This window comes from Methylobacterium sp. Leaf123 (assembly GCF_001423405.1).
Taxonomy (GTDB): Bacteria; Pseudomonadota; Alphaproteobacteria; order Rhizobiales; family Beijerinckiaceae; genus Methylobacterium.
Genome location: NZ_LMNS01000012.1, coordinates 420,004 through 439,105, shown reverse-complemented (window position 1 = coordinate 439,105; position 19,102 = coordinate 420,004). Strand labels below are relative to the sequence as shown.

At 69.2% G+C, this 19,102-nt stretch carries 19 protein-coding genes; 5 read left to right on the top strand and 14 right to left on the bottom strand.

Annotated elements, in window-relative coordinates; genetic code table 11:
* Positions 1-28: 28 nt before the first annotated feature.
* The 4 genes from rplS to ASF53_RS11790 form a co-directional block, all read right to left on the bottom strand.
* Positions 29-436 (bottom strand): 50S ribosomal protein L19, encoded by a 408-nt coding sequence (gene rplS, locus ASF53_RS11805; protein ID WP_056198127.1) that lies wholly within the window; start codon positions 434-436, stop codon positions 29-31.
* Between the two features lie 198 nt (positions 437-634).
* Positions 635-2,005, bottom strand: a complete 1,371-nt coding sequence (locus ASF53_RS11800; RefSeq protein WP_056198125.1) for a L,D-transpeptidase family protein — start codon at positions 2,003-2,005, stop codon at positions 635-637.
* A 147-nt stretch (positions 2,006-2,152) separates the two neighbouring features.
* Complete coding sequence (locus ASF53_RS11795; protein WP_056198123.1) at positions 2,153-2,866, bottom strand: DUF1796 family putative cysteine peptidase; 714 nt, start codon at positions 2,864-2,866, stop codon at positions 2,153-2,155.
* Positions 2,863-3,816: an acetyl-CoA carboxylase carboxyltransferase subunit alpha gene (locus ASF53_RS11790; protein ID WP_200943226.1), complete on the bottom strand. Its 954-nt coding sequence runs from the start codon at positions 3,814-3,816 to the stop codon at positions 2,863-2,865. The genes ASF53_RS11795 and ASF53_RS11790 overlap by 4 nt, the downstream gene beginning before the upstream one ends.
* 212 nt (positions 3,817-4,028) lie before the next feature.
* Between ASF53_RS11790 and ASF53_RS11785 the strand changes: the two genes are divergently transcribed.
* Positions 4,029-4,814: a 3-hydroxybutyrate dehydrogenase gene (locus ASF53_RS11785; RefSeq protein ID WP_056198119.1), complete on the top strand. Its 786-nt coding sequence runs from the start codon at positions 4,029-4,031 to the stop codon at positions 4,812-4,814.
* 52 nt (positions 4,815-4,866) lie between these two features.
* On the opposite strand, the gene ASF53_RS11780 is transcribed toward ASF53_RS11785, so the two are convergent.
* The 3 genes from ASF53_RS11780 to ASF53_RS11770 all read right to left on the bottom strand — a co-directional run bounded on the left by ASF53_RS11780 (position 4,867) and on the right by ASF53_RS11770 (position 7,174).
* Positions 4,867-5,223 carry a CsbD family protein gene (locus tag ASF53_RS11780; protein WP_056198117.1) on the bottom strand — a complete coding sequence of 119 codons (357 nt, stop codon included), beginning with the start codon at positions 5,221-5,223 and terminating at the stop codon, positions 4,867-4,869.
* Between the two features lie 136 nt (positions 5,224-5,359).
* Positions 5,360-6,769, bottom strand: coding sequence for a malonyl-CoA decarboxylase (locus tag ASF53_RS11775; protein ID WP_056198115.1), 1,410 nt, complete (start codon positions 6,767-6,769; stop codon positions 5,360-5,362).
* Between the two features lie 201 nt (positions 6,770-6,970).
* Positions 6,971-7,174, bottom strand: a complete 204-nt coding sequence (locus tag ASF53_RS11770; RefSeq protein ID WP_056198113.1) for a hypothetical protein — start codon at positions 7,172-7,174, stop codon at positions 6,971-6,973.
* 394 nt (positions 7,175-7,568) lie between these two features.
* On the opposite strand from ASF53_RS11770, the gene ASF53_RS11765 reads away from it, so the two are divergent.
* Positions 7,569-8,753 (top strand): MFS transporter, encoded by a 1,185-nt coding sequence (locus tag ASF53_RS11765; protein WP_056198111.1) that lies wholly within the window; start codon positions 7,569-7,571, stop codon positions 8,751-8,753.
* Here ASF53_RS11765 and cobD read toward each other — a convergent pair.
* Positions 8,746-9,741: a threonine-phosphate decarboxylase CobD gene (gene cobD, locus ASF53_RS11760; protein WP_056198110.1), complete on the bottom strand. Its 996-nt coding sequence runs from the start codon at positions 9,739-9,741 to the stop codon at positions 8,746-8,748. The two genes, ASF53_RS11765 and cobD, sit on opposite strands and share 8 nt — an antisense overlap.
* A gap of 27 nt (positions 9,742-9,768) precedes the next feature.
* Between cobD and cbiB the strand changes: the two genes are divergently transcribed.
* Positions 9,769-10,770, top strand: a complete 1,002-nt coding sequence (cbiB, locus tag ASF53_RS11755; RefSeq protein ID WP_056198107.1) for an adenosylcobinamide-phosphate synthase CbiB — start codon at positions 9,769-9,771, stop codon at positions 10,768-10,770.
* A 6-nt stretch (positions 10,771-10,776) separates the two neighbouring features.
* Here cbiB and ASF53_RS11750 read toward each other — a convergent pair whose 3' ends face one another.
* On the bottom strand, positions 10,777-12,234 hold the full coding sequence (locus ASF53_RS11750) for a cobyric acid synthase (protein WP_056198105.1): 1,458 nt from the start codon (positions 12,232-12,234) through the stop codon (positions 10,777-10,779).
* A 71-nt stretch (positions 12,235-12,305) separates the two neighbouring features.
* On the bottom strand, positions 12,306-13,127 hold the full coding sequence (locus ASF53_RS11745) for a cobalt-precorrin-6A reductase (protein ID WP_056198102.1): 822 nt from the start codon (positions 13,125-13,127) through the stop codon (positions 12,306-12,308).
* A 56-nt stretch (positions 13,128-13,183) separates the two neighbouring features.
* Between ASF53_RS11745 and ASF53_RS11740 the strand changes: the two genes are divergently transcribed.
* The gene (locus tag ASF53_RS11740; protein ID WP_082482652.1) at positions 13,184-14,461 is read left to right on the top strand and encodes a DNA polymerase IV; all 1,278 of its coding nucleotides are present in this window, start codon (positions 13,184-13,186) and stop codon (positions 14,459-14,461) included.
* Positions 14,462-14,471: 10 nt separating this feature from the next.
* On the opposite strand, the gene ASF53_RS11735 is transcribed toward ASF53_RS11740, so the two are convergent.
* Positions 14,472-15,338, bottom strand: coding sequence for a cell envelope integrity EipB family protein (locus tag ASF53_RS11735; RefSeq protein WP_056198099.1), 867 nt, complete (start codon positions 15,336-15,338; stop codon positions 14,472-14,474).
* Between the two features lie 511 nt (positions 15,339-15,849).
* Between ASF53_RS11735 and ASF53_RS11730 the strand changes: the two genes are divergently transcribed.
* Positions 15,850-16,389, top strand: a complete 540-nt coding sequence (locus ASF53_RS11730; protein WP_056198097.1) for a GcrA family cell cycle regulator — start codon at positions 15,850-15,852, stop codon at positions 16,387-16,389.
* 232 nt (positions 16,390-16,621) lie between these two features.
* Here the strand turns inward: ASF53_RS11730 and phoB are convergent, their stop codons facing one another.
* The 3 genes from phoB to pstB form a co-directional block, all read right to left on the bottom strand.
* On the bottom strand, positions 16,622-17,326 hold the full coding sequence (gene phoB, locus ASF53_RS11725) for a phosphate regulon transcriptional regulator PhoB (protein WP_003600784.1): 705 nt from the start codon (positions 17,324-17,326) through the stop codon (positions 16,622-16,624).
* 80 nt (positions 17,327-17,406) lie between these two features.
* Positions 17,407-18,120 carry a phosphate signaling complex protein PhoU gene (phoU, locus tag ASF53_RS11720; protein WP_056198095.1) on the bottom strand — a complete coding sequence of 238 codons (714 nt, stop codon included), beginning with the start codon at positions 18,118-18,120 and terminating at the stop codon, positions 17,407-17,409.
* A gap of 131 nt (positions 18,121-18,251) precedes the next feature.
* Positions 18,252-19,067 (bottom strand): phosphate ABC transporter ATP-binding protein PstB, encoded by an 816-nt coding sequence (gene pstB / locus ASF53_RS11715; RefSeq protein ID WP_056198093.1) that lies wholly within the window; start codon positions 19,065-19,067, stop codon positions 18,252-18,254.
* Positions 19,068-19,102 lie beyond the last annotated feature (35 nt).

Genomic DNA, 19,102 nt, shown 5'->3' with positions numbered 1-19,102 from the left:
GCCCCGTAGGGCCGCTCCTGGAGAAGGATTACTCCGCGGCGGTCGCGGCGGCAGCCTTCTGGGCCTTGGCGGCCTTCTCGGAGCGGTCCGACCGCTCGACGATACGGGCCGACTTACCGCGACGGTCGCGCAGGTAGTAGAGCTTGGCGCGACGGACCTTACCGCGGCGGACCACCTTGATCGAATCGATCATCGGGGAGTGCACGGGGAACACGCGCTCCACGCCCTCGCCGTAGGAGATCTTGCGGACGGTGAAGCTCTCGTTGAGGCCGCCGCCGTTCCGGGCGATGCAGACGCCCTCATAGGCCTGGACGCGGGTACGCTCGCCTTCCTTGACGCGGACGTTGACGATGACCGTGTCGCCCGGCTCGAAATCCGGAATGGTCTTGGCGAGGCGGGCAACTTCTTCCCGCTCAAGCTGCTCGATGATGTTCATTGAAAAAGCTCCGGCCGTTAGCGCCCGTCCGGTAAAGTCCGGGCGTCAGGATTTCGGCATCCTGTTGTGAGTTGGGCGGGGCTGTACAGGATGCGCGCGGCTTTGTCGATGGGGTCCGCGCCCCGGTCCGGCGATCATCCGACCGGGCGCGTCACCGCACGATCACGCTCTCGGCCACCAGCAATCCGCCAGTGGGGATCAGTTCCGCAGGGAACCGGTCGTCGTGACCGCGGCCTGCGGCTTCGCCTTGTGAGCCTCGGGGGCCTTCTCGTCCTTGCCGGGCTTCTTGCCCAGAACCTTGCTGAAGGCGCTCACGTCGCCATCCGCGTCGGCCACGGTGACACGGGCCGGCTTGGCCGAGCCCGGCTTGGCGTGACCCGCCTTGCCGTCAGCCGCCTTGGCCAGCTCCTGCACGGCGACCACCGTCGTCGGCTTCGCGGGCTCCTTGGCCTGCTCCTTACGGGCGGCCGCAGCCTTGGTCGGGCCGGGTGCCTCGGCGGAGGCGGCAGCGATCAGGACGGGCTTGCCCTTGGCATCCACCTCGAACTCGTTCGGCCCGAGCGCGAGGCTCTCCGGCCGGCTGACATCGCCGAGATGGTAGCGGCCGTACTCCTTGGCCGTGTAGGCGAGCTCCTTCTCCTTTTCCTTCTCATTCTCGATGAGCGCCGCGAGGGTCGGCCCTTCCGGCTTCTGGGGGCGGAAGACCGGGTTCTGGCCGCCGTCGTCGTAGACGACGCGGGTCGCGGGCGTGCCCTTGGCAATCAGCTCGGCAACCTCGTGGCTGTCGCGGTCGCGCTTCTCGGCGACGAGCGGATCGACCCGCGGCGTGCAGTTGCCCGCGGCCACGTCGGCACCGCCGAACACGTATTTGGTGCCGCAGGCCGCGACCCGCGGCTCCTCCTTGAGGGTCTCGAAATAGTCCGAGCCCTCCTTGAGGTTCTTCCAGAACGGCGCGTTGGGGTCGTTGCGGAACTTGGCGATGTTCGAAGCCGTCATCCGAAACGGATAGGACTGGAACTGGAAGGCGCGCTGGCCGCCGTTGAAGGCCTCGCGGGCGATCGCGTAGATTTCCGACATCGAGGCGTCGGTCATCGCGAAACAGCCCGAGGACGAGCAGGTGCCGTGCACCATGATGTAGTTGCCGGTGCCGCCCTTGGCCCGGTCGATGGCGTTCGGGTAGCCGACATCGAAGGAGAGGTAGTAGCTGGAATTCGGGTTCATCTGACCCGGCGTGATCGCGTAGAACCCCTCCGGCGCTTGCCGGTCGCCCTGCTTCAGCTTGGGGCCGAGCTGGCCCGACCAGCGGCAGATCGGGAAGGTCTTCAGCAGCGCGTACTGGCCGTTGGCGCCGCGCTTCCACACCTCCATCTCCGCTTCCTTCTTGAAGGCGCGGATCAGAATCGGGTCGGATTGGCTCATGCCCTTGGTCTGCATGAGCGAGAGCGTCTGCGGCGGAATCGGCGTCAGGCTGCGGGTCGAAGCGCCGCCGAGCATGGCGCTGTCCTGGCAGGCACCGAGGGTCATCGCCAGAGCAACGGCAGCAGCCGCCACAAACGGACGCACAGCCATGGGGAACCCGTCCTTACGTGTCCTCGCCCGCAGGGCAATTCCTGCCCTTTTGCGAACGTCACTCCCCGAACCCTATAGGCTCGCTAAGCTTACCCAGAGCTTACCGCAAGGCGGCGATCCACATTGTGGATAGCCGTGGTAAATTCGTCACGGTTCCGCGGGAAATGCGCTGCGCTCGCTCATGAGCGCCTTCACGAAGGCATCATCGGCGGGATCGGCGAAGCGAACTCCCACGGACGGCGAACAAATCTCGATTCGGAGCCAGTCGAGATGCGGTTCCTGCGCCAGCACACTTGCTGTCCGGCTCTCCCCTTGGTGCAACTGAAGCATCACGAGGTGATTCTCCGCACCCCGCGCCGTCAGCGCGTCGCGGATCGCGTGAACCGTCGCCGCCTCGGTGGAAAGGGCGGTCATCAGGTAGAAGCGGTTGCGGGCGCCGGACCGGTTCAGGGCCGCGCGCAGCCGTCGCACGCCGGCTTGCAGGAAACGGTAATCCTCGTCGCTGGCCGCCGGGTCGTGGTGGTTGAACACGAACGGGATCGCGTGCCGCTCGCGGTAGAGGAGATGGCGACAGCGCGTCTCGTTCGGCGCCTGCCGCTCAGGCAGGGGCGTGCTCTCATAGTGGCGCCGGTCGAGCAGATCGGAAAAGTCATCGGCGAGGCAGTCGCGGACCATTCCCGGCGAGGAGAAGATCCAGTCGAAGGGCGCCGACCATGTGCGCAGGCCGAGCCCCTTCAGGATCTGCGCGGTATGGCAGTGGCTGCCGAGCGAGATGTGGTTGACGGCACCGGGCTCGCGGAGGTCGCGCCCGCCGAGACGGCGCAGGCCGTTCAGCAGGCCCGCGCCGAGCCCCCGTTTCACAGTTTGCGGCCGATCTCGAGAAACTTCTGCGCGCGCCGGTCGCGGATTTCGTCCCGGCTCAGGCCTTCGAACTCGGCCAGCGCACGCGAAATGGCGTCACCGGTCGCGTCGAGCGCCGCTTGGCGGTCGCGGTGGGCGCCGCCGGTGGCTTCGGGGATGATGGAGTCGATGATGCCGAGGCGCAGCAGATCCTGCGCGGTGATCTTCATGGCGGTGGCGGCGTCGTGCGCCCGGCCCTGGTCGCGCCACAGGATCGAGGCGGCGCCCTCCGGCGAGATCACGCTGTAGATGGCATGTTCCAGCATCATCACCGTGTTGGCGGTGGCGATGGCGATGGCCCCACCCGAGCCGCCTTCACCGATGACGACGGCGACGTTCGGCACGCCGAGCCCGAGGCAGGCTTCCGTGGAGCGGGCGATCGCCTCGGCCTGGCCACGCTCCTCGGCCTCGATGCCGGGGAAGGCGCCGGCGGTGTCGACGAAGGCGAGGACCGGCAGGCCGAAGCGGTCGGCGGTCTCCATCAGGCGCACGGCCTTGCGGTAGCCCTCCGGTCGGGCCATCCCGAAATTGTGCCGAATCCGCGCCTCGGTGGTGGCACCCTTTTCCTGGCCGAGAACGCAGACCGGGCGGCCGCGGAAGCGCCCGAAGCCGCCGAGGATCGCCTCGTCCTCGCCGAAGGTGCGGTCGCCGGCCAGCGGCGTGAATTCCTCGATCAGACCGGCGCAGTAATCGACGAAATGCGGCCGCTGCGGATGGCGCGCGACCTGCGTCTTCTGCCAGGGCGTGAGGGCGGCGTAGATCTCGGCGAGAGCCTGGGCCGCCTTGGTCTCGAGGCGCCCGACCTCCTCGCTGATCGAGACGGCGCCGTCGCGCTGGCCCAGGGCCTTGAGTTCCTCGAGCTTCGCTTCGAGTTCCGCCACGGGCTTCTCGAAGTCGAGATAGGAGCGCATCACCGCCATCGATCGTCGGTCCAACTTCTTGCTCGGCAGCCGTGCACCCGCCCGGCGCCCTGCGACCGGCGCGAGGTGTTCGGGTAAGCGGGCATGGGTGTCAACCGCCGCTTAGCGTCAGCGCGTGCGGCGCAGCAAGATCGACTTCGCCGAACCATTGGGGCAAGTCGGGGGCGAGAGGGTCCGCGCGGCCCGTGAAACGGAGGGAATTCATGAGCCTGCAAGGGAAATCCGCCGTCGTCACCGGCTCGACGAGCGGCATCGGCCTCGCCATCGCCAAGAGCTTCGCCAAGGACGGCGCGAACGTCGTCCTCAACGGGTTCGGCAATCCCGAAGACGTCGAGCGGACCCGCAGCGGCATCGAGAGCGAGTTCGGGGTCAAGGCGGTCTACTCGCCCGCCGACCTCACCAAGCCCGACGAGATCGGTGGGCTGATCGCGCTCTCGGTCGAGACCTTCGGCAGCATCGACATCCTCGTGAACAATGCGGGCATCCAGTACGTCTCGCCGATCGAGGACTTTCCGATCGAGAAGTGGGACCAGATCATCGCCCTCAACCTCTGCTCGGCCTTCCACACCCTGCGTGCGGCGGTGCCGCACATGAAGGCGAAGGGCTGGGGCCGGGTCATCAATACGGCCTCGGCACACTCGATGGTCGCCTCGCCCTTCAAGTCGGCCTATGTCGCGGCCAAGCACGGCGTCGTCGGCCTCACCAAGACGGCGGCGCTCGAACTCGCGACCCACGGCATCACCGTGAATTGCATCTCGCCCGGCTATGTCTGGACGCCGCTGGTGGAGAGCCAGATCCCGGACACGATGAAGGCGCGCGGCCTCACCAAGGAGCAGGTGATCGAGGACGTGCTGCTCAAGGCGCAGCCGACCAAGGAATTCGTGACGGTCGATCAGGTCGCCGCGCTCGCCCTGTTCCTGTGCTCCGACAGCGCCAGCCAGATCACTGGCACTAACATCCCCATGGATGGCGGCTGGACCGCGCAGTAGCCCCGGCAAAGAGTGGAGCGCGGCGGGAAATGCCGCGCTCCGAACGTGTCGCTCAGCGGCGCGAATGCAGCAGCAGGGCGAGGCCGTAGCCGACGGCGCCGGCGATCAGGAGCGCCAGGAACGGGTTCTCCCCGACCTGGGTCTCGACCCGCTCGCGCCCGTCGCGCAGATACGTGCCGCCGTTACGGCTGACGCGGTCATAGGCGTCCTCCGCATAACCGCCGACATCGTCGGCGATGTCGCGCACGGTGTCCTTCGCCTGCCCGTAGATGCGCTGGGCCCGGCCCTCGGCTTCCCGGTAGCGGCCTTCCAGCGAATCCCGGTCGGAGCCGAGCGCATCGCCCACCACGCCCTGGGCCCGGCCGCCGAGATCCTTCGCGGTGCCGACGACGCGATCCGTATCAACCATGGCGGAACTCCTGTTCTTTTTAGGCCCGCCACCTTGAGAGTTTCGGGCGGGCATCGGACAGGAGAACGTGCGAGGAGGGAATCGGTCCCGCGACGCAGGGAAAAAGCGGCGTCCGCTGCCCCGCTGAGAACGTGGCTCAGCCCGCTTCGGCCAGCACAACCGCCCGCGGCGGCGGCAGGTTGGAGCGTAGTTCGCGGCTCACAGCCGACGAGGTCGCGACGGTGCCGAGATTGACGTAGGTCTCGTGGTTCTTCTCGATCGCCGACAGATCGTAGAGGTAGTTCACCATCAATCCGTAGGACTGCTTCAGACCCTTCTTCGAGGTGTCGCCGAGGAAGTTCATGCGCTCCAGCCGGGCGCCGTTACCGAGATGGAAACGGGCCACCGGATCGATCGGGCGACCCCTCTCGTTCTTGGCGCGCAGGAAATAGGCGGCCGCCGCCGGCAGCATCGCGCGCCGCACCGCCTCGGACTTCGTCTTGTCGCTGCGCCAATCGTCGGTATCGAGCAGGCGCAATGCCTCGACATCCTCCCGGGTCAGGCACTGCGGCGCGTCGGCACCGCGCTCCCGGTCGAGCCAGGTGCGGAAGCCGGGCACCGGCGAGAGGGTGACGAAGGTCTTCAGCGAGGGAATTTCGCGGGCGAGATCCTCGACCACCTGCTTGATGAGGAAATTGCCGAAGGTGACCCCGGCCAAGCCCTTCTGGCAGTTCGAGATCGAGTAGAAGATCGCGGTCGTGGCGCTCCGCGCGGGCACGGGTTCGCGCCCATCCGCGAGAATCGGCTGGATCGCCGGAGCGATGGCGTTGGTGAGCGCCACCTCGACGAAGATCAGCGGCTCGTCGAGCAAGGCCGGATGGAAGAAGGCGAAGCAGCGCCGGTCCGTCGGCTGGATCCGGCGGCGCAACTCGTCCCAATCGGCGATCTCATGGACCGCCTCGTAGCGGATGATCTTTTCGAGGATGTCGGCCGGCGTCGACCAATCGATCGGACGCAGCACGAGGAAGCCGCGGTTGAACCAGGAGGCGAACAGGTGCTCGAAATCGCTGTCGAGGCTCACCGCCGCGTCGATCGTCTCCGGGGCGGCTTCCCGATCCTTCAGGCGCTTGCGCAGCGCGAACAGATCCTCGCGCATCCGCACCAGCGCCAGGGTGCCGCCGCGGGCGAGGTTGAGCCGCCGGATCAGTTCCTGCGAGCGCGGCTCGGCCGCCACGTGCAACCGGCCGAGACGGGCCCGCGTCGGATCGGCCCGGTAAGCGGCGATGGCCGCATCGACCGCCTCGTGATCGGCGCCGAATTCGGTGGCGATGAGTTCCAGGAAGGCGAGCCGATCCTCCACGGGGAAGGCGGCGTAGCGATCGAGGATCAAGCGGGCGAGCGCGACGCCCGAGGCTTCGCCACGCCGGGAAATCAGGTCTTCGCAGAACCGGGCGAGGTCGGCCGCGCTGGCCGTCCGTGCCAGATCGGAGCGGGCCAAGCCGATGAGGTCGCGGCCCCGGTCACTGATGGTCTGGATGAGATCGCCGAGGAACGAGATCGCCGCCATGACCGAACAAGCCCTTGGATCCGCCGAGCCGACGCAGACAAGGCTCGGCCGTTACCGGAACCTAAAGCCTACGCCGCCGCGGCGCCAGATATGGCACGCATGCGGGCGCCCCAGTGGGCGCCTCCGGCAACACCATTCCGCTGAGTGAAGTGCGCTGTGCCGGCAGGCCATGGTCGGCCGAGGCCGACCCGTCGGCAGCCGTCAGAACTCGGCCTCGGCATGCGGCGCGAGATCAACCGTATCTGCGCGCTCGCGCCAATCGTTCACGCCGCGGGAACGGGCGAAACGGATCTCCGCGGCCTTCAGGGCGCGCTCCGGATCGCGGGCGCGGGAGATCTCGACGAAACCGACCGTGAAGGGCACTCCGAGGATCTGCTTCGCGAAGTGGACGCGGTAATTCGGCATACACGACTCCTCATCTTGAAGCGGCCTCCGGCCACCCATACAAAATGTGCGCCACCACGCGCCCATCTGTAAATGATTGGCCGGCCAAGCTGCTGCAAAGGCTGTGTGTTTTTGTTACAATTGATCATATAGGCAGTCTTTTGCGGGATGCTACCGGCATGCGTCCGGGTGTCCCTGGCAAGGCGCCGTCGCCCTTGGAGAAGACGTGCCTTCGACCGGGCGTTTCGCGGGAGCCTGAGCGAAACCGGACATTCTGCCGCGCGACGGCTGCCTCGCACCGTGTCGCCAGGGCTGGCGGTCCGGCGGCGGCCTGCATTATGGGGCGGTCCATGCCGTTTGCCCCGCCCCTCCCTGCCTGTCCGTCCCAGCCCTCCGAGATGCGGGCGGCGCAGCGATGAGCCGTGATGCGGGCGGCGACCGCGCCCTTTCCCCGACGACGCGCATCGGGCTCACCCTGATCGCGGGTGGGGCCGTCGCCAACATCTACTACAATCAGCCTCTGCTCGCGGTCCTCGTCGCCGAGTTCGGCGAGCGCGCGGCCCTGCTCTTGCCCACGGCCAGCCTCGTCGGCTATGGTTTGGGCATCCTGTTCCTCGTGCCCCTGGGCGATGCCCTACCGCGGCGCGATCTCATCGTGTGGCAGTTGCTGGGGCTGGCCGTCGCCCTGGTCGTCGCCGCGCTCAGCCCGAACCTCGCGGTGCTGGCGGGGGCGAGCCTCGTCATCGGCGTGCTCGCCTGCGCCGCACAGCAGGCGGTGCCCTTCGCCGCCGAGCTCGCGCCCGATGCGAGCCGGGGGCGCATCGTCGGCGGCGTGATGACCGGCCTGCTCTCCGGCATCCTGCTTGCCCGCACCGCGAGCGGCTTCGTCGGCGCGCAGTTCGGCTGGCGCGCGGTGTTCTTCGCCGCCGCCGGCCTCGCCGTCGCCATGGCGGGGGTGGCGTGGCGCACGCTGCCGCGCAGCGCACCCAAGCAGCGTCTGCGCTATCGCGCGCTGATGATCTCGCTGCTGCATCTCGTGCGCAGCCAGCCGATCCTCCGCAATGCCAGCCTGTCCCAGGCCCTGCTATTTGCCAGCTTCAACGCGTTCTGGGCGACGCTGGCGCTCCTCGTCGAGGCGCCGCCCTTCGACCTCACCGCGGCGGGTGCGGGCCTGTTCGGGGTCATCGGCGTGGCGGGCGCGCTGATCGCCCCCTATTCCGGCCGCTACAGCGACCGGCGCGGCGCCCGGCCGGTGGTGATCGTCGGCAGCGTTCTGGTCGCGGCGGCCTTCGCGGTGCTGGCACTGGCCGGAGAGGTGTCGATCCTGGCCATCGGAGCGGGCGTGCTGCTTCTCGATATCGGCATCAACGGCGCGCTCATCGCCAACCAGACGCGCGCCTACGCCCTCGCACCGGGCGCCCGCGGGCGCATCAACACCGTGCTGTTCACCGCCATCTTCATCGGCGGGGCGGCGGGCGCCTTCCTCGGCTCGCGGGCCTTCCTCCTCGCCGGCTGGCCCGGCGTCTGCGCCGTGGGCGGTGCCTTCGCACTCGCCGCGCTCGTCGTGTCCTGGCTCGGCGGCCGAACTCAGCCTATTTGAGCACCCGCGAGAGGCGGCACCACGCCGCCTTGTCCGGGGGCAGGCCGAAGCGCAGCCGCTCCGGCGCCTCGACGAAGCGCCGCACATAGATCCCGGCCTCGCCGAGCGCCTGGAACAGGCCGGGCCCGTCGGGGAAATCCGCCGTGCGGAACAGGGCCGTCCCGCCGACGATCCGTCCACCGGCCCGCCCGATCATCCGGTCGAGGCGGCCCGCATCCTTCGCCCGCGCGACTGCGGCCTCGCGGCGCCACGCGGCATCCGGCAAAGCCGCGCAGCCTGCGGCAATGGCGGGCCCCGAAACCGCCCAGGGACCGAGGGCGGCTTCGATGCGCCGCGCCAGGGCCGGCTCGGCGAGCGCGAAGCCGAGCCGAAGCCCTGCCAGCCCGTACGTCTTACCGAACGAACGCAGGATCACGAGGCCGGGCCCCGGCCGCGCGGCCTCCACGGGTTCCAGATCGGCAAAGGCCTGATCGAGCACGACGAGGCCTCCCCCGGCGACGCGCGCCAACGCCTCGGCCGAGAACACGCGCCCATCGGGATTGTTGGGGCTGACCGCGACCACGATGTCGGCGCCCTCGGCCTCGTGCGGATCGGCCACCATCCGCACCGTATGGCCGGAGCGGGTCCAGGCGGCCGCGTGCTCGGCATAGGTCGGGCCGACCACCGCGACGCGGGACGGCGGCATCAGCCGCGGCAGGGTTTCGATCAGGATCTGCGTGCCGGGCGCGGCGACGACATGGTCCGGCCCCGGCGCACCATAGGCCTCCGCCGCCGCGGATTTGAGCCGGGCGAGGTCGGCGGGGGAGGGCAGGCGGTAAAGGGCGCTGGCTATGAGGGGCGGCAGCGGATAGGGCACCGGGTTGATACCGGTCGAAAGGTCGATCCACGGCTCGGGCGCCCCCGGAAACAGCCGGCGGGCCGCGTCGAGATCGCCGCCATGCGCGACACCGTCGCGCGAACCGTCCGTCAGCCCCTCGCGTCCGCCCATCCCGCCCCGCACCGGCCCCTGCCAACGATGTCTTGGATCGCCCTGACCCATCCGCCCGACACCCTCGGCATCCTGGCCCTCGCCCTGCTGATCGAGGCCATGGCGGGTTATCCGGACCGCCTCTACAGGGCACTCGGCCATCCTGTCACCTGGATCGGCCGGCTGATCGCGGCGCTCGAGCGCGGGCTCAACCGAGGCACGCCGCGAACGCGCCGCCTCAGCGGCATCCTGGCGCTCACCGTGCTCCTCGCCGTGGTGGCCACCGTCGCCCTGGGGCTGACGGCGCTCGCCGCGCTCACGGGCCACGGGTTCGGCCTGGTGATCCTCGCGATCCTCGCCGCGAGCCTGCCGGCGCAGCGCAGCCTGTTCGTCCATGTCCGGCGCGTCTCCGTCGCCCTGCGGACGGAGGGGCTGGCGGGCGGGCGCCAAGCCGTGTCGATGATCGTCGGACGAAACCCCGAGAGCCTGGACGAAGCCGCCGTGTGCCGGGCCGCGATCGAGAGTCTTGCCGAGAATTTTTCCGACGGCATCGTCGCACCGGCCGTCTGGATCGGCGCCGGCGGGCTCACCGGCGGCGCGCTCTACAAGGCGATCAACACCGCCGACAGCATGATCGGCCACCGAACCCCCCGCTACGAGGCCTTCGGCTGGGCCTCCGCCCGTCTCGACGACCTCGTGAACCTGCCGGCCTCGCGGCTCACCGCCCTCCTGCTGATCACGGCAGCAGCCCTGAGCCGGGATGTCTCCGCGGTCGGCGCGTGGCGGGCAATCCGCCGCGACGCGGGCCGCCACCGCTCGCCCAATGCCGGCTGGCCCGAGGCGGCCATGGCCGGGGCGCTCGGCTTACGGCTCGCGGGCCCACGCATCTACGGCGACACCCGCGTCGAGGATGCCTGGATGGGCGACGGGCGGGCCGAGGCCAATGCCGACGACATCGTGCGCGCGCTGAAACTCTACCGCACGGCCTGCGCGCTGCAATTCACGCTGGTCGCGGCCGGAACCGGCCTCTGGCTCACCTTCGGCCGGTAGCGTCGCTCAAGCCAAGCGCAGCAGCCCGTCGCAATCGAGATGCGCTTCGAGGTGGTCGGCGAAGCGGTCGAGCACCTCTTCGATGCCGGCCTCGTAGCGGGTGAGACCCGGCGCAGCGCCGAGCCGGGCGAGCCAGGCGGCGCGCTGGCGGTCGTCGGCGAACAGGCCGTGGACATAGGTGCCGGTCACGAGCCCGTCGCCGGAGACGGCCCCGTCGACCCGGCCGTCGGCGAAGCGCAGCAGGGGCCGGGCGGTGTCCGGCCCGGTCGTGTCGCCGACATGCATCTCGTAGCCGGAGAACGGCTCACCATCGGCGAGGGTCGTGCCGGTGGCCGCGACGAGGCGCTTTGCATCCGTCATCACCGTCTCGACGTCGAGGAGGCCGAGGCCCGGCCGGTCACGCGGCGCGCCCTCGATCCCCTGCGGATCGGCGATGGATCGGCCGAGCATCTGGTAGCCGCCACACAGCCCGAGCACGCGGCGGCCACGGCGCAGATGGGCGCGGATATCGATGTCCCAGCCCTGCGCACGGAGACATTCGAGGTCGTCGATCGTGGTTTTCGAGCCCGGCAGGACGATGAGATCGGCTTCCGCCGGAACAGGAGTGCCGGGCGGCACGAAAGTCACCGCGACGCCGGTCTCCTGCCGCAGCGGGTCGAGGTCGTCGAAATTGGCGATGTGGGGAAAGCGCAGCACCGCGATCAGCGGCACGGCGCCGTCGCGGCGCGCTTGCGGGGCGTCGAGCGCCACCGCGTCCTCCGGCGGCAGGCGGGCCGCGTCGGGGAAGAACGGCACGAGGCCGAACGGCGACCAGCCGGTGCGCGCGGCGATCAGAGCCATGCCGTCGGCAAACAGCGTCGGATCGCCGCGAAAGCGGTTGACGATGAAGCCGCGGATCATCGCCGCATCGTCGGGCTCCAGCACCGCCTGCGTGCCGACGAGGCTGGCGATGACGCCGCCTCGGTCGATATCGCCGACGAGCACCACCGGCGTCCCGGTCGCCCGGGCAAACCCCATATTGGCGATGTCGCCCTGTCGCAGGTTCACCTCGGCCGGGGAACCCGCGCCCTCCACGAGCACGATATCCGCCTCGCTGCGCAGCCGCTCGAAGCTGTCGAGCACGGAGGCCATCAGGCGCGGCTTCCAGGCCTGGTATTCCCGCGCCCGCGCCGTGCCGATCATCCGCCCCTGCACCACCACCTGCGCGCCGACCTCGCTCTGCGGCTTCAGGAGCACCGGGTTCATGTGGACGGAGGGCGCGACCCGCGCGGCGCGGGCCTGGAGCGCCTGCGCCCGACCGATCTCGCCGCCATCGGCGGTGACGGCGGCGTTGTTCGACATGTTCTGCGGCTTGAACGGACGCACCGTCAGCCCGCGCCGGGTGAAGGCGCGGGCGAGACCGGCCACCAGCAGCGACTTGCCGACATCGGATCCGGTCCCCTGGATCATCAGGGCGCGGGTCATCGGCGGTTCTTCGGTCGAGGGACGGGCATGACGCTGCCATGGCATCGGGGCCGGGCGGCGTCGAGCCGGATTCACACGGTTCCGCGCTCGGTACGCCGTGCCCTGAGCCAGGGGAGCGCACCCGCGGCATCGGCGACGGCCGGCACATCTGGCAGGGCAGGGCGGGCGACGATCACCACGGGAAGCCCGAGCCGGCGCGCGGCCTCGATCTTCGGATAGGTCGCCGCGCCACCGGAATTCTTCGTCACCAGCACCTCGATGCGCGCCTCGCGCATGAAGCGGATCTCGTCCGCGAGGGTGAAGGGGCCGCGGGCGCTGACGGTCACGAGGTTCGGCACCGGCAGCGCATCGCCCACCGGCTCGATGGTGCGCACGACATAAGCGTGTTGCGGCGCGCGGGCGAAGGCCGCCAGCTCCTGCCGACCGATGGTGAGGAACACCGTTCTCGGTGCGGTCCCGAGCGCGTCGAGACAGTCCGGGACGTTTGCAGCAGCGATCCAGTCGTCGCCGGGTTCGCGCTCCCAGGCGGGGCGGCGCACCGCGAGCAGCGGCACCGCGACAGCTCTACACGCCGCAGCCGCGTTGGCCGAGATCCGCGCGGCGAAGGGGTGGGTCGCATCGATCACCGCCTCGATGCCGTTCTCCGAAAGCCACCGCGCCAGCCCCTCCGCGCCGCCGAACCCGCCGATGCGGGTCGACACCGGTTCGGGCCGCGGCGCGGCGGTGCGGCCCGCCAGCGACAGCGTCACCGCGACCTCCGGCTTCCGCGCCAGCCCGGCGACGAGCGCGCTGGCCTCGGTGGTGCCGCCGAGCACGAGGAGGCGCAGGGGCGGCGCATCGGGATTCGGCGTGGGATGGGACGCGGGAGAACCCTGGTCGGCGGCGCCGGACATTCGTACAACCTGTCTTGCCCGCATCAGCCCGGCAAAGGCCGGGCGAGTTTTTCGACGTGAGACCCTTCTGCCGCGATTGCCTGACGATGCAAGCCGAGGGCGCCCTGCGCTGCCGCGGATGCGGCTCGCCGCGCCTGCTCTCGCACGCGGCCCGCGACGCCCTGAGCATCGCCCATGTCGATTGCGACGCCTTCTACGCGGCGATCGAGAAACGCGACGACCCGTCCTTGCGCGACAAGCCGCTCATCATCGGCGGGGGCAAACGCGGCGTCGTCTCGACCGCCTGCTATCTCGCCCGCATCTCCGGCGTGCGCTCGGCGATGCCGATGTTCGAGGCGTTGAAGCGCTGCCCCGATGCCACGGTGCTGCGGCCGGATATGGAGAAGTACGCTCGCGTCGGGCGCGAGGTGCGGGCGATGATGCTGGCGCTCACGCCGCTGGTCGAGCCCGTCTCCATCGACGAGGCGTTCCTCGACCTCTCCGGCACCGAGCGCCTGCACGGGACGAGCCCGGCGCTCACGCTCGCCCGCTTCGCCGCACGGGTCGAGGCGGAGGTCGGCATCACCGTCTCGGTGGGATTGTCCGACAACAAGTTCCTGGCCAAGATCGCCTCGGATCTCGACAAGCCCCGCGGCTTCTCGATCATCGCAGGCGAGGATGCCGCGACCTTCCTCGCCGACAAGCCGGTCGGCATCCTGCCCGGCATCGGCGAGAGCGCGCGAAACCGCCTCGCTTCGCTCAACATCCACCGCGTCGGCGACATCGCGCGGGCCGATCCGGCGCGTCTCCAGGCATCCCTCGGGCGGGACGCGCTGCGTCTCTTCGACCTCGCGGCCGGCCGGGACCGGCGGCCGGTGCGCCCGACGCGGGAGGCCAAGAGCGTGTCGTCCGAGACGACCTTCTCGACCGATCTCACCCGGTTCGAGGATCTGCGGCCAATCCTCTGGAAGCTCTGCGAAAAGGTGTCGGCGCGGCTCAAACGGGCGGAGCTCGCCGCCGGCAGCGTCACGCTGAAGCTGAAGGATTCTCACTTCCGGCTGCGCACCCGCACCCGCGGCAGCCTGAAACCCACGCAGCTCGCCGACCGGCTCTTCCACGAGGGCGAGCCCATGCTGCGGGCGGCCTGCGACGGCACCGCCTTCCGGCTGATCGGCATCGGCGGCGGTGATCTCTGCGGCGCGATCCATGCCGACCGCGGCGACCTCGCCGATCAGGGCATCGAGCGGGTCGCCCGCCGCGAGGCGGCGCTCGACCGGCTGCGGGAGAAGTTCGGCAATGCCGCAATCCAGCGCGGCCTCGTCTTCACCGGCGAACCGGAGCGGCGCCGCAACTGAGGCGCGACGGCTACTTCTTGCAGGCGGCGTCGGCCTTCGGGTCGGCTTTGGCGAGGTCGAGCCGCGTTAGATTCCCGTCGATGGCGAAATCCCCGTAATCAAGGTGCAGCCGCCCGCTGACGCCGTCCTCGTAGAGATCGAAGGTGAGAGTGTAGATCGGCGTGCGCTCACCCGCTCCGGCGGTGAAGTAGCTCAACGTCACCGGCCACCGGCGCATGGTGCCATGGTCGCCCTCGCGCAGCGGCTTGTCGCGCTCGGTGTCGGCGGCGGGCGCCGCGTTCGGGCGGCCGATGATCGCCAGCGTGTCGTAGACCTTGCGCCCGTCATCCGAGCCGTCGAACACCTTGGCCGAAACCGTCGTCTCGCCGGCCTTGGCCGCCTCGATCAGGCGGATCATGTGGTGGATCGGAAACAGGACCGCACCCTCGGCCTGGAACTGGTCGCGCTTGGGCTCCTTGAGCTTCACCTTGAGCGCGTCGGCGGCCTCCGCCGTTCCATCGACGGCCGGGGAGGGCGCATTGTTGAGGATGGTCGTGGTGCGGAAGCGGAAGCCCTTGCCGTCGCCGTTCTCGAAGGTGGTGCTGCGCAGGTCCGAGGTGCGGTCGCCGGACTCGCCGGAATTGAGCATCGTCACCTGACGCGTCTGCATGGTGTAGCCACGGCAGGCGTCGCCCGAGAAATCGATGACGATGCGCCCGCGCACGCCCTCGACCGCCCGCGTCCCCTCGGATCGGGCCAGCGACAGGTCGTAGACCGCGCGGTGGTTGGTGAGCCGGATGGCGGCCTCGGCCGGAACCGGCGCGGCCGGCCCCGCGGCCATCGCGCTTCCCGGCATCGCGGCAAGGAGGAAAAGGGCCGGCGCGAGGCGCAGTCGCATGCGATCTCCCAAAGTCCGTTCAAGGTCCGTTGTCCACAGGCGGTGGGCCGGCGGATGACGTCCGTCACATAGTCATCCCGTCCGCCCGGACAATCTTTTTCGACCGTGCTTCCGAGGCGAGCGTGGCAATCTTGGCAATACATGCAACCGCCCGGCACCGCGGCAGGTCCGCCCTCGCCCAATCCGCACGCTCGAAAAAGAGCAAGTTTATGCAACGCGTTAACGGATGGCGGAGGATTGGCTTGCTCCATTGCGGAAACCGATCCGGGCCGGCGTTCGACGGGTCCGATTGCCGGGGGAAACCGGGTCGTGAGACGCGCGGACCCTTGCTCCGCGGCCGAGCTGTCCTGTAGTCTCCACAGCGTCGCCAACGGCATCTTTGGCGTCTGTTAACCGACATGTGCAGGGCCGGATCGCGGGCCCTGGCCATGCCTGCTGTCGCCATGTGCGGCCGCAGCGCCGCGCTGTCGGCCGGTCTCGCGTTCAAGGATGTTTCGACGTGGAGGGGACAATGACGGAAGCAGTCCCGAGCTGGACGGATGAGCGCGTCGAGCTGCTTCGTCGCCTGTGGGATGACGGCCTGAGCGCCAGCCAGATCGCCCTGCAGATCGGTGGCGTCTCGCGCAACGCCGTCATCGGCAAGGTGCATCGCCTCGGGCTCTCCGGTCGCGTCAAATCGATGGGTCCGACGTCGCAAGGCCGTCGCCGAGAGGGCTTGGCCGCCGAGGTCGAGATGGAGGTCGTGGTCGTCGAGGAGCCGACGCTGCCGGAACCGCCCGCGATCGTGGCGCACCGACCCGCCCCGGATTTCCCGCTGCCGCAGAAGCCTGCCCCCGAGCCGGTGGCCCTCGCGGTGTCCGAGCGGGTCACCATCATGGACCTGCGCGAATCGATGTGCCGCTGGCCGATGGGCGACCCGACCTCGCCGGACTTCCGCTTCTGCGGCGGCCGCGCGATCACGGGCCTTCCGTACTGCACCCAGCACGCGCAGATCGCCTACCAGCCGGCCGCCGAGCGCAAGCGCGATCGCCGCGTCGCCGGCTTCCGCTAAGAGCCACGACCGGAGCACGCCCGCAACGGCGGGCGGTGGCCCGAGTGAGTCGAACGGGGACGGGCGCTGCCCGACCCGCGGAACCACCCCTCATACCCAATCCGGTTGATCTCTTCGGGAGGGCGGATCAGGGCCTCGGCCGGATCCCATCGCGCGGGCGCGATGGTGCCCTGATCAAGCGCCGCGTGGGTTGCGCGATCTAGCTCCCCGCTCCCATCAAGCCGAAGCCGTATCACTCCGCTCCGGCGAACATTTCGTCGAACGAGTAGCCGGAGCCGCGCACGGTGCGGATCGGGTCGCTCTGGCGCGGGCGGTTGATCGCCTTGCGCAGGCGGCCGACATGAACGTCGACCGTGCGCTCGTCGATATAGACGTCGTGGCCCCACACGCCGTCAAGCAACTGCTCCCGCGAGAAGACCCGGCCGGGGCTCTGCATCAGATATTCGAGCAGCTTGAACTCCGTCGGCCCGAGATGAATCTCGCGGCCCTGCCGGCGGATGCGGTGGCTGACGCGGTCGAGCTCGATGTCGCCGGCCACGAGCATGTCGGAGACGTGGGTGGGCTTGGCGCGGCGCAGGAGCGCGCGGACCCGGGCGAGCAGCTCCGGCACGGAGAACGGCTTGACGACGTAGTCGTCGGCGCCGGTCGAGAGGCCGCGCACGCGGTCGGTCTCCTCGCCTCGGGCGGTCAGCATGATGACCGGCAGGCGTTCGGTCTCGCGGCGGGCCCGGATGCGCCGACACAGCTCGATCCCCGAGAGGCCCGGCACCATCCAGTCGAGCAGCACGAGATCGGGCGTCGTCTCATGCAGGCGAAGGTCCGCCTCATCGCCGCGAACGGCGACATCGACTTGGAAGCCCTCCGCTTCGAGATTGTAGCGCAGCAGGGTCGTCAGCGATTCCTCGTCCTCGACGATCAGGATGTGCGCACTCGTCATCGCCCGTCTTTCCATCCGTCACGCCCGGCCCTCGAGAGAGGAGCCGGAGACGTCTCTTGATCGCCGCGCCGCGTGAAAACCTAGGCGCCCGGCGTAATCGTCGCGTAGTTCGAAGCGTCGTTCTTGGGCCGCTCGGCCGTCGGCGTCTCGCCGGTGACGAGGTATTCGATGGTTTCGGCGACGTTGGTGGTGTGATCGCCGATCCGCTCGACGTTCTTGGCGCAGAACAGCAGGTGCGTGCAGAACGAGATGTTGCGCGGATCCTCCATCATGTAGGTGAGGAGTTCGCGGAACAGTGAATTGTAGAGCGCGTCGATGGCGCTGTCCCGCCCCCAGACCTCGCGGGCGGCGGTCACGTCGCGGCTCGCATAGGCATCGAGCACATCCTTGAGCTGTTCCTGCACGAGGTCGCTCATGTGCTGGACGCCGAGCACGATCTTCTGCGGCTGGGCCTGATCGCTGATCGCCACGACGCGCTTGGCGATGTTCTTGGCCAGATCGCCGATCCGCTCCAGGTCGCCCGAGACGCGGATGCCGGAGATCGTCTCGCGCAGGTCGATGGCCAGCGGCTGACGGCGGGCGATGAGAAGAACCGAGCGCTCCTCGATCTCCCGCTGCAGCAGGTCGAGGCGCTTGTCGGCGACGATCACCGCCTGGGCGAGGGTGGTATCCCGGCGCACCAGGGCGTCGGTGGCATCCGTCATCATCTTCTCGGCCACGCCGCCCATTTCGGCGATCGAACGGCGCAGGTTCTCGAGGTCGGTGTCGTAGGAGGAGACGATATGGTCGGCCATGTCGCGAATTTCCCGATCAGGCAGTCGGACGAGGGCGCTCTCAAACTGCGATGGACACGGGGTCCGGCGGAAGAGGGCGCGCCTCAACGGGGGCGCGGGGGGCCGCGACTGGGGTGCAGTCGCGGCCGATCTCAGCCGAAGCGGCCGGTGATGTAGTCCTGGGTCTGCCGCTTGGCCGGGTTCATGAAGATCTTGGTGGTCGCGTCGAACTCGATCAGCTCGCCGAGATACATGAATGCCGTGAACTGCGAGATCCGCGCGGCCTGCTGCATGTTGTGGGTCACGATGACGATCGTGAACTCGGTCCGCAACTGCTCGATCAGCTCCTCGATGCGGCCGGTGGAAATCGGGTCGAGCGCCGAGGTCGGCTCGTCGAACAGGATCACCTCGGGGCGCTGCGCCACGGTGCGAGCGATGCACAGGCGCTGTTGCTGGCCGCCGGAGAGGCCGGTGCCGGACTGCTTGAGCTTGTCCTTCACCTCGTCCCACAACGCAGCCTTGCGCAGGGATTCCTCCACGCGCACGTCGAGTTCGGCTTTCGGAAGCTTTTCGTAGAGGCGCAGGCCGAAGGCGACGTTGTCGTAGATCGACATCGGGAAGGGTGTCGGCTTCTGGAACACCATGCCGACGCGCGAGCGAAGTTCGTTCAGGTCGATCTTCGGGTCCAGAACGTTCTGCCCGTCGAGCAGGATCTCACCTTCCGCGCGCTGCTCCGGATAGAGGCTGTAGATGCGGTTGAAGGTGCGCAGCAGGGTCGACTTTCCGCAGCCCGAGGGACCGATCAGCGCGGTCACCTGCCGGTCGCGGAAGTCGAGGTTGATGTCCTTCAGGCCATGGAAGTTGCCATAGTAGAAGTTGAGATCCTTGCAGGCGATGCGCACCGGAGCTTTGACGTCGGCCGGGCTTCGGCCTTCGAACTGGCTGCGGATCGCGGGGGAGGCGCTCATCGGATTGTCTCGCAGGTGGGAGGTCTGTCCGGGGG

Excerpts from the sequence above, each read along its gene's own strand:
- ASF53_RS11730 (WP_056198097.1), top strand. The coding sequence starts at position 15,850 with ATGACGGAAGCAGTCCCGAGCTGGACGGATGAGCGCGTCGAGCTGCTT.
- ASF53_RS11780 (WP_056198117.1), bottom strand. The coding sequence starts at position 5,223 with ATGGTTGATACGGATCGCGTCGTCGGCACCGCGAAGGATCTCGGCGGC.
- rplS (WP_056198127.1), bottom strand. The coding sequence starts at position 436 with ATGAACATCATCGAGCAGCTTGAGCGGGAAGAAGTTGCCCGCCTCGCC.
- ASF53_RS11745 (WP_056198102.1), bottom strand. The coding sequence starts at position 13,127 with ATGTCCGGCGCCGCCGACCAGGGTTCTCCCGCGTCCCATCCCACGCCG.
- ASF53_RS11735 (WP_056198099.1), bottom strand. The coding sequence starts at position 15,338 with ATGCGACTGCGCCTCGCGCCGGCCCTTTTCCTCCTTGCCGCGATGCCG.
- ASF53_RS11770 (WP_056198113.1), bottom strand. The coding sequence starts at position 7,174 with ATGCCGAATTACCGCGTCCACTTCGCGAAGCAGATCCTCGGAGTGCCC.
- phoU (WP_056198095.1), bottom strand. The coding sequence starts at position 18,120 with ATGGCCGACCATATCGTCTCCTCCTACGACACCGACCTCGAGAACCTG.
- ASF53_RS11765 (WP_056198111.1), top strand. The coding sequence starts at position 7,569 with ATGAGCCGTGATGCGGGCGGCGACCGCGCCCTTTCCCCGACGACGCGC.
- phoB (WP_003600784.1), bottom strand. The coding sequence starts at position 17,326 with ATGACGAGTGCGCACATCCTGATCGTCGAGGACGAGGAATCGCTGACG.
- ASF53_RS11775 (WP_056198115.1), bottom strand. The coding sequence starts at position 6,769 with ATGGCGGCGATCTCGTTCCTCGGCGATCTCATCCAGACCATCAGTGAC.
- ASF53_RS11785 (WP_056198119.1), top strand. The coding sequence starts at position 4,029 with ATGAGCCTGCAAGGGAAATCCGCCGTCGTCACCGGCTCGACGAGCGGC.
- ASF53_RS11790 (WP_200943226.1), bottom strand. The coding sequence starts at position 3,816 with ATGCGCTCCTATCTCGACTTCGAGAAGCCCGTGGCGGAACTCGAAGCG.
- ASF53_RS11750 (WP_056198105.1), bottom strand. The coding sequence starts at position 12,234 with ATGACCCGCGCCCTGATGATCCAGGGGACCGGATCCGATGTCGGCAAG.
- cobD (WP_056198110.1), bottom strand. The coding sequence starts at position 9,741 with ATGGGCGGACGCGAGGGGCTGACGGACGGTTCGCGCGACGGTGTCGCG.
- pstB (WP_056198093.1), bottom strand. The coding sequence starts at position 19,067 with ATGAGCGCCTCCCCCGCGATCCGCAGCCAGTTCGAAGGCCGAAGCCCG.
- cbiB (WP_056198107.1), top strand. The coding sequence starts at position 9,769 with ATGTCTTGGATCGCCCTGACCCATCCGCCCGACACCCTCGGCATCCTG.
- ASF53_RS11800 (WP_056198125.1), bottom strand. The coding sequence starts at position 2,005 with ATGGCTGTGCGTCCGTTTGTGGCGGCTGCTGCCGTTGCTCTGGCGATG.